Consider the following 12,526-nt stretch of genomic DNA (forward strand, 5'->3'; position numbering starts at 1 on the left):
ACGCATTCCTTTTCGTATTTCCCCTAGTCGTAAAGTTTCGAGCCCGGATTGCAACGTGATTTTTCGATCATTATGCGTGTTTTCGCCGCACGCCGTTCGATTGCCCGTTTTGTTCCCGTCCGCCCCCTGGACCATCGCGGACCCTACCATTGGCCTAACGCAATGTCTTTGACGATTCAATCGCAGCATGCGCTCCATTTCGAAGAAATCGCCGTCAAAATAAGTTGATGAGCGGGATCGTTGCGCCGTTGACGTCAATCCGCTTGCGCTCTCTCTTTCCCTTGCGTCAGTGTTTTTTCTATTTGACGACGAAGCCGTGCGCGAACGGGTCGCGGTCGTAGATGAAGATCGTGTTCAATCCGGTCATTCGTGCCCAGCCGCCGATCGACGGAATGATTGCCGGCTTGCCGGCGACGGTGACCTCTTCCTCGACCCTGCCCTTGAACAGCGAACCAATGATCGATTCGTGGACGAAGTCGTCGCCGACCCCAAGCTTGCCCTTGGCGTGAAGCTGCGCCATACGCGCCGAGGTGCCGGTGCCGCAGGGCGACCGGTCGATTGCCTTGTCGCCGTAGAAGACGGCGTTGCGGGCATCGGCTTGCGGGTTGGTCGGCGCGCCGGTCCACAATATGTGCGACAGCGTATTGATGCCGGGATTCTCCGGATGCACGAAGGTATATTTTTCGTTGAGCCGCTGCCGCACCACCGGGCTCCAGGCGATCAGTTCGCCGGCCGAATGGTCGGCCATGTCGCGATAGGTCTTTTGCGGTTCGACGATGGCGTAGAAATTGCCGCCATAGGCGACATCGACGCTGATCTCGCCGAGCCCGGGGCATTCGACCGTCAGTGCCTCGGCATAGAGGAAGGAAGGCACATTGGTGATGCGCACCTCCTCGACATAGTCGCCGACTTGGCTGTACTCCGCTACGACCACGCCCGCCGGCGTATCCAGCCTGAGCACGCCCGGTGTCTTCGGCTTGATCAGCCCATGCTCGACGGCAAAAGTTACCGTGCCGATGGTGCCGTGGCCGCACATCGGCAAGCAGCCCGAGGTTTCGATGAACAGGATGGCGATGTCGCAATCTTCACGCGTCGGCGGATAGAGGATCGAGCCGGACATCACGTCATGGCCGCGCGGCTCGAACATCAGCCCGGTGCGGATCCAGTCATATTCGGCCAGGAAATGCGCTCGCCGCTCCATCATCGTTGAGCCCTTGAGCAAAGGCCCACCGCCGGCGACCAGCCGCACCGGATTGCCGCAGGTGTGGCCGTCTATGCAGAAGAAGGAATTCTTGGCCATGCCGGCTCCCAACTGAATGTCTTCGAACTCAAAACCGTTGCGGGCTGAACGGGCCGAGATCGAGCGATGGATTCTGCCCGAGAACGAGCTCGCGGATCAAGCGCCCGGTCGCCGCAGCCTGGGTCAGGCCGAGGTGACCGTGGCCGAAACCATACACCACCGACGGCGTTTGTTGCGACCGCCCGATCACCGGCAGCGAATCCGGCAGCGACGGCCGGAACCCCATCCATTCGCGTCCATTGGCCGGATCCAGTCCCGGCAGGAATTTCTGCGCCTTTTCGAGCAGCGCTTTCGAGCGCGCATAATTGGGCGGCCGCTCAAGGCCGCCGAGTTCGACCGCGCCGCCGACGCGCAGGCCCGTCTCGAGCGGCGTGATGACGAAGCCATGCCCGGAGAAGATCAATTGCCGCCTTACATCGAAGGCAGTCTTCGGCAACGTCGTGTTGTAGCCACGCTCGGTCTCCAGCGGGATTCCGTCGCCGAGATGTCTCGCCAGCAGATGCGACCAGGCCCCGGCAGCGATGACGACGTGCTTCGCCCGTCGCCGCGTGCCGTCGGCCGTGGTCAAGATCGCGCCGTCCTGTCCCGCCTTGACACGCTCGATCCGGGCCCTTTCGAACCCGGCGCCCAACCTCTCGGCATAGGCCCACAAGGCCTTTCCAAGCAGCTTGGGATCGGCAACGGTTTTCCACCCCGGCACGAACGTTCCCTTGACGAAGCGCGGCGACAGACCGGGCTGCAGGGCTGTGAGAGCGCTCCCCTCGACATGGCTGAAGCCGATGCCGAAGCGCTGCCTTGCCGCCCAGCCGGTCAGCGAGGCCTTGAACTCGGCCTCGCTGTCGTAGAGTTCGAGCGAGCCGTCCTCATGCAGCATCGGCCGTGTGCCGGAACGGTCGAGCAAGCCCATCCATTCCGCCTCGGCGAGCTTCATCATCCCGGCCTGCGCGGCAAGGCCGGCTTCATAGCGGTCGCTTCGGCCGGCGCGCCAGAAGCGGACCAGCCAGGGCAGCAGCTTCGGCAGATACGCGGGTGGGATGCTGAGCGGGCCGAGCGGGTCGGCGAGCCATTTCGGCAACTGCTTGATCATGCCCTTGTGGGCGAGTGGCAGCACATCGGAGAAGGCAAAGGCAGCGGCATTGCCGGAGCTGGTTTCCTCACAGATCCCCGTCCGATCGAAGATCGTGACATTTTGGCCCGCCTCTGCCAGAAAGGCGGCGGCGCAGATGCCGATGATGCCGCCACCAATGATGGCGACATCGAGCGTAGCATTATCATTCATTGCCATGCGCCGCGCTGCACATCTGCAAATGCCTTCAAAGCGACTGGATCAGAATGTCGGCAGCTCTGGCCGCACCGCCAGCGCATCCCTGACGATCTTTTCGACTGCCTTGCGCCGCTCGCCCGACAATGGCTGGCGCGGCATGCGCACGCGGTCGTTGGTGTTGATCGCCAACACTTCGGCGAGCTTGATGTTCTGCACCAGATAGGTCGAGACGTCGAGGTCGAGCAGCGGCCGGAACCAGCGGTAGATCTTCAGCGCCTCCTCGCGACGGCCCTGTCTCATCAGCTGGTAGATGGCGACCGTCTCGCGCGGGAACGCGGTGACCAGGCCCGCCACCCAGCCGATGGCGCCGACCGACAGCGCCTCGAAGGCGAGATTGTCTACGCCGGTGAACAGGTCGTAGCGGTCGCCGAGGCGGTTGATGATCTCGGTCGAGCGGCGGATGTCGTCGGAGGACTCTTTTATGGCGACGAAGCGTTGGTCCTTCGCCAACTCCTCCATCTGGTCGACGGTGACGTCGACGCGGTAGGCAAGCCGGTTGGAGTAGATCATCACCGGCAGGTCGCCGGCCGCGGCGACGGCGCTGAGTGCCGCGACCGTCTCTTCGGCATTGGTATGGTAGATCGGACTCGGCACCACCATCAAACCGTTGGCGCCCGCCTTGGCGGCGCGGCGCGCGATCGCCGCCGCCTCGCGTGTACCGGCCTCGTTGACCGTCAACAGCACCGGTTTCTTGCCGGCGATCTTCTGCGCGTTCTTCAGCACCGCGATCTTCTCGTCGTGCGACAGCATCGGGCCTTCGCCGAGCGACCCGCAGACGATGATGCCGTCACAGCCGGCCTCCATCTGCAGCGCAAAGCAGCGCTCCATCTCGGCATGGTCGAGGCCGTCCTCCTCGGTGAATTTGGTCGTAACGGCGGGGAAGACTCCGGCCCACATGTCGATCGCTCCATCTGATATATCAGTCGTATATTTCTTAAGAAGCCGGCTGTCAACATTGAATCTGATATGATATATCAACAATATATCAGGAGAAGCCGCATTGGTATATGACAGACCGGGCTCCGAGCCGGCGACCGCGAAGGCCTACCGCAGGCTCGAGCACATGATCGTAACTCTCGAACTGGCGCCGGCGAGCTTCATCACCGAGGGGGCGCTGATCGACAGGCTCGGCCTCGGCCGCACCCCGGTTCGCGAAGCAATCCAGCGGCTGGCCTGGGAGGGGCTGCTCGAGGTCCGGCCGCGCGCCGGCATCGCCATCGCGCCGCTCCACCCCGGCGACTGGCTGCGTGTCCTCGACGCCCGCCGTGGCGTCGAGGTGGTGCTTGCCCGCTCGGCCGCCCGCTTCGTTACCCGCGAGGCCGCCGACCTGTTCCATGACGCTGCCCTTGCCATGCAAAAGGCAGTGATTTCGGAAAATGTGTTCTACTTCATCCAGGCCGACAAGGCGCTCGACGAGGCGCTGGCGCTGGCTGCCGACAACCCGTTCGCCGCGCGCCTGGCGGCACCCTTGCAAACCCACAGCCGTCGCTTCTGGTTCCGCTACAAGGCCGATACCGGATTGGCCGAATCGGCCGAGCATCATGTCGCGCTGATCCGTTCGATCCTCGCCGGCGACGAAGAGGCCGCGGCCAAGGACGCCAAGCGGCTGATGGCGCTTTTGCGCGGCCATGCCGAGGCGGCTGCTACGCGCTGAGCCTGCCATTTCGTCATGCGCCCTGGCCGGGCAGGGCCATCACGTTTTCCCAATTGTCGCCGGCCGCGACGATGCAGCTTCTGCCAGCGATATCGGTGACGACGATGGTCCAGGTTCCGGTCTCGGCGACAAAGACTTCCATGACCGCCTCATGACCGATCAGCCCCAAAGCAAACTGCCTTTCCTGGAACTTCTCGCTCAAATGGGCGACGATCTCGCCATGTTCAACGCAGTATTGATATTGCGCGCCTGCGGTGTTCGTACCCACCGCCAATGCGCCAGCAAAAACCAGGGTTTTCACCCATCTCAACAGCGATTTGCGTGCCATAGGGCACCTCCTTTGCCATCACGTTCCGGCAAAGGAGGGGTTTGATTGCCTCATTTTGCCGGAGCGATCCAGGCCGGTTCCGACGTCATCATCATCGCGTCGTTCCTTTCTGTGTTCCGGTCTGCCATTGGTGGGAACGATTCCAGATGTTCCCATTATGTTCTCGATATATGGTATCGGCAATGGAAAAGCGCAAGCAGGCGCCCAAGCGGGCGCCTGCAGATCCGTTTTACGGTTGTCGCCGAAAGAATGGGCCACAGGCCGCGCGGCCATGCCGAGGCGCGCAGACCCGTGATAAATCGTTCAGATGCCTGGCAGCGCCGCTGTCGTCATCGCGCTTTCCCAGCCTTCGCCGACTGAAATCACGCAGCTTTGACCTTTTGTGTCGCTGGCGAGGATGGTCCAGGTGCCCTTGTCGGAAACGAAGACTTCAAGCACCACATTCGGATTGACGACGCCGACCGCGCTCGGGTTTTCATGAAACTTCTCGCCGAGCGCCTTGACCATATCGGCGCGAGCCGCGCATTGCTCGGCAGCCATTGCCGGGACGGCGGAAAGGGCCATCGCAGCGCAAGCTATAGTCGCCATGAGACGTGTCATCTGACACCTCCTTTGCGCCGGACATTTCCCCCGGAGCCGTCACCAGCGCCGTTGGTTGATCTGCCAGCGTCTCCTTCGCGGCAGGACTGCAACCTAAGAAGATTGCTGCCTTCTTGGTTCCATCACATTAACGTTCAAACGAAAAGGCCCGGGTCCGAGCCCAGGCCTCGTTCAGTGTTTGCGATCTGGATCAGTTCATCGTCGGGATGACGAACTCGGCACCGTCCTTCACACCGGACGGCCAGCGCGACGTCACCGTCTTGGTCTTGGTGTAGAAGCGGAACGCGTCCGGCCCGTGCTGGTTGAGGTCGCCGAAGGAGGACGCCTTCCAGCCGCCGAAGGTGTAGTAGGCGATCGGCACCGGGATCGGCACGTTGATGCCGACCATGCCGACCTGAACCCGCGAGGCGAAGTCGCGCGCCGCGTCGCCGTCGCGGGTGAAGATGGCGACGCCATTGCCCATCTCGTGCTCGTTGGCGAGCTTGATGGCGTTCTCGTAGGTCGGTGCGCGAACGACCGAGAGCACCGGCCCGAAGATCTCTTCCTTGTAGATGCGCATGTCGGCGGTCACATTGTCGAACAGGCAGCCGCCCATATAGTAGCCGTTCTCGTAGCCCTGCATGGAAAAGCCGCGGCCGTCGACGACCAGCTTGGCGCCTTCCTTGACGCCGGTGTCGACATAGGACTTGACCCGCTCCAGCGCCTGCGCCGTGACCAGCGGGCCGAAATCGGCGGAAGAATCCGTCGACGGACCGACCTTCAGGCTCTCGACGCGCGGCACCAGTCTTTCCATCAGCCGGTTGGCGGTGTCGTTGCCGACCGGGACGGCCACCGAGATCGCCATGCAGCGCTCGCCGGCCGAGCCGTAGCCGGCGCCGATCAGCGCGTCGACGGTCTGGTCCATGTCGGCATCCGGCATGATGATCATGTGATTCTTGGCGCCGCCGAAGCACTGCACGCGCTTGCCGGCCGCGCAGCCGCGCGAATAGATGTACTGGGCGATCGGTGTCGAGCCTACGAAACCGATGGCCTTGATGTCGGGATCGTCGAGGATGGCGTCGACCACTTCCTTGTCGCCGTTGACGACATTGAGGATGCCCGCCGGCAGACCGGCCTCGATGAACAGTTCGGCAATGCGCATCGGCACGCCCGGGTCGCGTTCGGACGGCTTGAGAATGAAGGCATTGCCGCAGGCGATGGCCGGCGCGATCTTCCACAACGGGATCATCGCCGGAAAATTGAACGGCGTGATGCCGGCGACGACGCCGAGCGGCTGGCGCATCGAATAGACGTCGATGCCGGGGCCGGCGCCATCGGTGAACTCGCCCTTCATCATATGCGGCGCACCGATGCAGACCTCGACCACTTCGAGGCCGCGCTGGATGTCGCCCTTGGCGTCGGCGATGGTCTTGCCGTGTTCGCGCGCCAATATCTCGGCCAGCGCGTCATACTCCTTGGCGACCAGCTCGAGGAACCGCATCAGGACGCGTACGCGTCGCTGCGGATTGGTCGCCGCCCAGCCGGGCTGTGCGGCCTTGGCGTTTTCGACCGCCGCGCGCAATTCCGCCTGCGAAGCCAGCGCCACCGTGCCGCGCACCGTGCCGTCCATCGGCTGCATGACGTCCTGCTTGCGGCCGCTGGTTCCGGCGACGCGCTTGCCGCCGATGAAATGACCGTATTCGATCATGGTCTCTCTCCCTGGTTCGTGATGAGGCATTGTCCGCCTTTGCGGGAGCGATGGCAACGCGAGCGAAAACGCAACCGTTGTGCGGAGAATAGATAGCGATTGACGGCAGAGCATCAATTCTCGCAAATAGGAAGAATGCAGGTCCCCAGCAGCAAGGATTGAGATTGAGTTCCTTCACCGCCCCCCTCTGTCCTGCCGGACATCTCCCCCTCAAGGAGGGAGATTGGCTGTCACGCCCGCCTTCGGAAATCTTCACTGCGGCAAGAAAGACGCCTGCGGCGGAACTGCCAATCTCCCCCCTTGAGGGGGAGATGTCCGGCAGGACAGAGGGGGGCGCGAAGGAACGCGGTTTTGATCGTTATCGCCAAGACCACCCTCATGAACTGGGATGATGCCCGTATCTTCCTTGCCGTAGCGCGGGCCGGCCAGATCCTCGGCGCCGCCAGGCGGCTGGAGCTTAATCACGCGACCGTCTCGCGCCGCATTGCCGCCCTCGAGGATGCGCTCAGGACAAAACTGTTTCGCCGGCTTACCACCGGCAGCGAGCTGACGCCGGCGGGCGGGCGTTTCCTCGAGATTGCCGAACGCATGGAGGGCGACATGATCGCCGCGCGCTCGACCGTTTCAGGCGAAGGCGACGACGTCTCGGGCACCGTGCGCATCGGCGCGCCGGACGGCTTTGGCGTCGCCTTCCTGGCCAGGCGCCTCGGCGCGCTGACCGCTCTGCACCGTGAGCTCACCATCCAGCTGGTGCCGGTGCCACGCTCCTTCTCTTTGTCCCGGCGCGAGGCCGACATTGCCATCACCGTCGAACGGCCGACGGAAGGCCGCCTGGTGGCGGGAAAGCTGGTCGACTACACGCTCGGCCTGTTCGCGTCGCGGGCCTACGCCGACACCCATGGCCTGCCCGGAACCGCCGCCGAGCTAGGCCAGCATACGCTGATCGGCTACGTGCCGGACCTGATCGTCAGTCGCTCGCTCGACTACGCGGCCGAATTCAGCCCCGACTGGCGCACCAGCTTCGCTATTTCCTCCGCGCTCGGCCAGGCCGAAGCAGTGCGTTCCGGCGCCGGCATCGGCATCCTGCACACCTTCGTTGCCCGCTCGATGCCGGAGCTGGTGCCTCTCGATATCGTCGCACCCATACGCCGCGCCTACTGGCTGGTCTATCATGAATCGGTCAGGCCGCTGCGCCGCGTCCAGGTCGTCGCGAGCTTCATTACCAAGGCCGTCGAACGGGACAGGGGTTTGTTTGCGTGAGCCTGCCGGCCGCTGGCTGTCTTAGCTGGTGGGCGTCTTACTTGGCGTATCGTCCGGGCCCGAGATCGCCGACGTCGATGTCCGGCACCCGGCTGGAGATGATGTCGGCCAGAACTTTGGCCGAGCCGCAGGCCATGGTCCAGCCGAGTGTGCCATGGCCGGTGTTGAGATAGAGATTGGAGAAATCGGTGCGGCCGATCAGCGGCGGCCCGTCGGGTGTCATCGGCCGCAGCCCGCACCAGAAGGTCGCCGATCGCATGTCGCCGCTGCCCGGAAACAGGTCGCCGACCGAATGTTCGAGCGTGCGCCGCCGCGATTCGTGCAGCCGCAGGTCGAAGCCGGAAATCTCCGCCGTGCCGCCGACCCGGATACGGTCGCCGAGCCGGGTGATCGCTACTTTGTAGCTCTCGTCCATCACGGTCGAGACCGGTGCGGCGGCGGCGTCCTTGATCGGCAGGGTGATCGAATAGCCCTTGACCGGGTAGACCGGGATGGGCCGCTTCAGCATGCGCATGAACCGTGCCGAATAGCTGCCCATCGCCATCACATAGGCATCAGCGACCATCCAGCCCTTGCTGGTGCTGACGTTGGTGATGCGATCGCGCTTCTTGACGACGCGCCGTATCTCCGTGTCGTATTCGAAGGTGACGCCGCGTGCCGCGCAAAGCTCGGCAAGCCTGTCGGTGAACATCTTGCAGTCGCCGGTTTCGTCGCCGGGCAACCGCAGGCCACCGACGAATTTTTCGCGCACGCCGGCCAGCCCAGGCTCGGCCGCAATGCAGCCGTCGGGGTCGAGGACCTCGTAGGGGACGCCATAGGCCTTCAGCACCTCGACATCGCCGCCGACGCCGTCGAGCTGCTTTTGCGTTCGGAAGAGCTGCAGCGTGCCCTTGGCGCGCTCGTCATAGGCGATGCCGGTCGCCTCGCGCAGCGCCTTCAGCGTGTCGCGGCTGTACTCGGCCAGCGGCACCATGCGCGCCTTGTTCAGCGCGTAGCGTTCAGCCGTGCAATTGCGCAGCATCTTGACCAGCCATATCCACATATGCGGATCGAGGGCCGGTCGCACCACCAGTGGACCGTGCTTCATCAAAAGCCATTTGATGGCCTTCAGCGGAACGCCGGGCCCGGCCCAGGGCGAGGCATAGCCGGGCGAGATCTCGCCGGCATTGGCAAAGCTGGTTTCCAGCGCCGGGCCTTTCTGGCGATCGATCACCGTCACCTGATGACCGGCCTCGGCAAGAAAATAGGCGGTTGTGACCCCGATCACGCCGCCGCCCAGCACGAAGATCTTCATCGTTTGGTTCTCCGCGGCGGCATCTCGTCGGGATTCGAGACCGGGATCATCGCCGCCTCATGTCTGCCGGATTCTGTGGCCTCAGCCAAGTGCCGATGCTTAGGGAAAAGACATGCGTGAGGACAACAACCTTGCGTCCTAGCCATTCACATAGCGCCGGTGGAAACGGTGGCCGAGACTGGTCAAGACCTCATAGCCGATGGTGCCGGCTTGGCCGGCTACCTGGTCCACCGTCTGCGACGACGGTCCGATGAGTTCGACGAGGTCGCCGGCCTTCAGCCTGCCGGGCGGCAATGCGGAAATGTCGAGGATGATCGAATCCATCGAAACCCGGCCGACGAAGGGCAGCCGCACATTTTCGAGCCAGGCGGAGGAAGCGGCGCGTCGATGCCAGCCATCGCCATAGCCGAGCGAAATCGTCGCCGCGGCAAGCGGAGCCTTGGCGTGGAAAGTGTGACCGTAGCCGACACCGGCGCCGGCCTCCAATATCCGCGTCTGGATGACCTTGGCTTGCAATCGCACCACCGGCAGCATCGGATTGTCCTTCGCCGGCGTCGGATTGACGCCATAGAGAGCGGCACCCGGACGAACGAGGTCGTAGTGATAGCGCTGCCCGAGAAAAATGCCTGATGAATTGGCAAGGGAAACCGGCGCTTCCGGCAGCATCCGGCGCAGCCGTTCGAATTCCAGCCGCTGCCGCTCGTTGGCCGGCTGCTCGGGTTCATCGGCGCAGGCGAGATGGCTCATCACGAACGTCAGTTCGACACCGTCGAAAGCCTGCGGATCCTGCGCGACTGCCTTCACCTCGGATGGCATCATGCCGAGCCGCGACATGCCGCTGTCGACCTGGAGGGCGGCCGGCAACTTACGGCCCACCCGCCCGGCCATCTCGCGCCATGCCGCGAGTTGGCTGGCGCTGTTGAGTACTGGGCAAAGCCCTGCCGCAACCGCTTCCGTTTCCGCACCCGGCGGAATGCCGTTCAGCACATAAATGGCCGGGTCTGAGCCGAGCGCCTTGCGCAGCAAGATGCCGCCGGCCAAATGCGCAACAAAGAAAGTATTACAGCCCTCACCCATCAGCGCCGCCGCCACCGGCGCCGCGCCAATCCCATAGCCGTCGGCCTTGACCACTCCAGCACAGCCGACGCCGCCCAGCCGCGCCTTCAGCCGCCGGTAGTTCTCACGGACGGCGCCGAGATCGATGGTCAGGATCGCCCCTGCCGCGGCTTCGCTGATCGGTTCGCCCAGGGTGACGGTCGGCGGAAGAGATTTGCTTGAGATGTCGTTCATGCCGACCTGTTTTAACGGAAGGCCGGCGGCTACGCCACCAGGTGCCGGAACGCCGCCACCACGTCTTCGTAGACCTTGCGCTTGAACGGCACGATCAGGCCCGGCAATTCCAGCATCGGCCGCCACGCCCACCGGTCGAACTCGGCCTTGTGGCCACCCGGCGGCGGATTGATCGCGATCTCGCTTTCGTCGCCGTGGAAACGGAAGGCAAACCATTTCTGCGTCTGGCCCCGATATCGTCCCTTGAAGGCGACGCCGACCAGATGCGCCGGCAGGTCGTATTTGATCCAGTGCGGCGCCTCGGCCAGCAGCGACACCGAGCGCATGCCGGTCTCTTCGTAAAGTTCACGCGCCGCCGCGGGCAGCGGCTCCTCGCCATCATCGATGCCGCCCTGCGGCATCTGCCAGAGCTGCGTCGTTCCAGCGAATTCGCTGTCCGGCTCGGCAATGCGACGGCCGACCCAGACCAGGCCGGCCTCATTGAGGACCATCACCCCTACGCAGGGCCGGTAGGGCAGCGTCTCGGGCTCAACGAGCTTGTTCATTGTCATCTCAGCCTTTTTCCGGATCTATGGCCACCGCCGAAACCGGCACGATCTCGATGCCACGCTTCTTGGCCTCGGTCACCCAGGAAGACACGGTATCCACCGTCAGGTCGAAAGCCGAGCCGATGCCGACGGCAAACCCTTTCGCCCGTGCCGTCGCTTCCAGCCCATCCAGTTTCTTCAATATGGCGCCGCGGTCCTGCACCGCATCGATCGCCGTATCGCCGCCGACGAACGGCACGCCGTCCTTCAGCGCCAGTTCGGGTGCCAGGCTGCGCGCCGACGAACCGTCGTCGACATAGGCCAGACCACGCTTGCCAAGCTCGGCCATCAACGGCCCCATCGCCGTCGCGTCGGCCGAAAAGCGGGCGCCCATATAGTTCATGACGCCGGTGTAGTTGGTCGTTCGCGACAGCGCCCAGCGTAAATTCTTCAAATTCTCGTCCGGCGTTGCAGCCACGGTCAGCGTGTTACGGCCGGGATTGACGTTCGGATAGTCGAACGGCTCAAGCGGTACCTGCATGATGACCTCATGGCCGCTCTGCCGCGCCACCTGCATCCAGCGGCCGATGCTGTTGCCTTGCGGCGCGAAGGCCAGCGTCACTTCCGCCGGCAGCTTGGCGATGGCTGCCTGCGTGCCGGTCTGCGACACGGCAAGCCCGCCGATGACGAGCGCGACGCGTGCACCGCGAGCCCCGGACCACGGCCGCGCATAGACATCGAACGGGCGCCTGCCGTCGGCGGCGCGGATCGGCAACGGACCGGTTTCGCTGGCCTCGACCAGCGCCTTGTCGGGAATATGCGCGATCCTGAGGTTCTGGCCGATCGTCGAAGGGTCGCGAATGACTATGGCCGCCTCGGGTGGAGCGTCGCCCCCCTCGGTCTGGACATGGATGATCTGCGGACCGTCCGTCTTCGGGCCGCTTATGTTGGTCCCGCTTGCGTTGCTTGGCGCAGCCATTTCGGGCGTCGCCTTGGCGGGCGCGGCGGCGGTATCCGCCGCCGGCGTCGTCGGCGTCGAAACGGCTACTTCTTGCAGCTTCCGGAACGGCTTGTCTCGCAAGGCGATGGCGCTGGAGACGCCGACCACGGACAGCACGACAAGCGCGGCCGCGACCGCACCGGCGCTGATCCCGCTGCCTGAGCGCGGCAGCCGGATCGCCTGTCCGAGAGGTCGTTCTATGTCCTTGCCGATATCAGCCAAGCCCGCACCCCCGGCGCGCATCCCCGAAGTGAAACCTTCT

General features: G+C 64.0%; 12 protein-coding genes. 2 read left to right on the forward strand and 10 right to left on the reverse strand.

The genetic code is table 11. The features are described from left to right. Positions 1-298: 298 nt before the first annotated feature. The 3 genes from NKJ28_RS04700 to NKJ28_RS04710 are packed head-to-tail and all read right to left on the reverse strand — an operon-like array spanning position 299 to position 3,521. On the reverse strand, positions 299-1,300 hold the full coding sequence (locus NKJ28_RS04700) for a 4-hydroxyproline epimerase (RefSeq protein WP_352634258.1): 1,002 nt from the start codon (positions 1,298-1,300) through the stop codon (positions 299-301). Between the two features lie 28 nt (positions 1,301-1,328). Beyond that, positions 1,329-2,579 (reverse strand): NAD(P)/FAD-dependent oxidoreductase, encoded by a 1,251-nt coding sequence (locus tag NKJ28_RS04705; protein WP_352569560.1) that lies wholly within the window; start codon positions 2,577-2,579, stop codon positions 1,329-1,331. A gap of 48 nt (positions 2,580-2,627) precedes the next feature. Next, a complete protein-coding gene (locus tag NKJ28_RS04710) occupies positions 2,628-3,521 on the reverse strand; it encodes a dihydrodipicolinate synthase family protein (protein ID WP_352634260.1) in 894 nt (297 codons plus the stop codon). A gap of 166 nt (positions 3,522-3,687) precedes the next feature. On the opposite strand from NKJ28_RS04710, the gene NKJ28_RS04715 reads away from it, so the two are divergent. Continuing rightward, positions 3,688-4,278, forward strand: a complete 591-nt coding sequence (locus tag NKJ28_RS04715) for a GntR family transcriptional regulator (protein WP_502895519.1) — start codon at positions 3,688-3,690, stop codon at positions 4,276-4,278. A gap of 13 nt (positions 4,279-4,291) precedes the next feature. Here the strand turns inward: NKJ28_RS04715 and NKJ28_RS04720 are convergent, their stop codons facing one another. The 3 genes from NKJ28_RS04720 to NKJ28_RS04730 all read right to left on the reverse strand — a co-directional run bounded on the left by NKJ28_RS04720 (position 4,292) and on the right by NKJ28_RS04730 (position 6,893). Continuing rightward, entirely contained in the window at positions 4,292-4,606 is a 315-nt protein-coding gene (locus NKJ28_RS04720) for a hypothetical protein (protein WP_352569558.1), read from the reverse strand. A 303-nt stretch (positions 4,607-4,909) separates the two neighbouring features. After that, positions 4,910-5,206, reverse strand: coding sequence for a hypothetical protein (locus NKJ28_RS04725; RefSeq protein WP_023678058.1), 297 nt, complete (start codon positions 5,204-5,206; stop codon positions 4,910-4,912). Between the two features lie 190 nt (positions 5,207-5,396). Beyond that, positions 5,397-6,893: a CoA-acylating methylmalonate-semialdehyde dehydrogenase gene (locus NKJ28_RS04730; protein ID WP_352471248.1), complete on the reverse strand. Its 1,497-nt coding sequence runs from the start codon at positions 6,891-6,893 to the stop codon at positions 5,397-5,399. 378 nt (positions 6,894-7,271) lie between these two features. On the opposite strand from NKJ28_RS04730, the gene NKJ28_RS04735 reads away from it, so the two are divergent. Then, complete coding sequence (locus tag NKJ28_RS04735) at positions 7,272-8,153, forward strand: LysR family transcriptional regulator (RefSeq protein WP_352634331.1); 882 nt, start codon at positions 7,272-7,274, stop codon at positions 8,151-8,153. A 37-nt stretch (positions 8,154-8,190) separates the two neighbouring features. Here the strand turns inward: NKJ28_RS04735 and NKJ28_RS04740 are convergent, their stop codons facing one another. The 4 genes from NKJ28_RS04740 to NKJ28_RS04755 form a co-directional block, all read right to left on the reverse strand. Next, a complete protein-coding gene (locus NKJ28_RS04740) occupies positions 8,191-9,447 on the reverse strand; it encodes a D-amino acid dehydrogenase (protein ID WP_023678061.1) in 1,257 nt (418 codons plus the stop codon). A gap of 138 nt (positions 9,448-9,585) precedes the next feature. Next, positions 9,586-10,737, reverse strand: coding sequence for an alanine racemase (alr, locus tag NKJ28_RS04745; protein WP_352454935.1), 1,152 nt, complete (start codon positions 10,735-10,737; stop codon positions 9,586-9,588). Between the two features lie 29 nt (positions 10,738-10,766). Continuing rightward, positions 10,767-11,282, reverse strand: a complete 516-nt coding sequence (locus NKJ28_RS04750; protein ID WP_502898221.1) for an RNA pyrophosphohydrolase — start codon at positions 11,280-11,282, stop codon at positions 10,767-10,769. A gap of 7 nt (positions 11,283-11,289) precedes the next feature. Continuing rightward, on the reverse strand, positions 11,290-12,486 hold the full coding sequence (locus NKJ28_RS04755; RefSeq protein ID WP_352634265.1) for a divergent polysaccharide deacetylase family protein: 1,197 nt from the start codon (positions 12,484-12,486) through the stop codon (positions 11,290-11,292). Positions 12,487-12,526: the final 40 nt, after the last annotated feature.

It is taken from the genome of Mesorhizobium sp. M0145 (assembly GCF_040322355.1).
GTDB lineage: Bacteria > Pseudomonadota > Alphaproteobacteria > Rhizobiales > Rhizobiaceae > Mesorhizobium.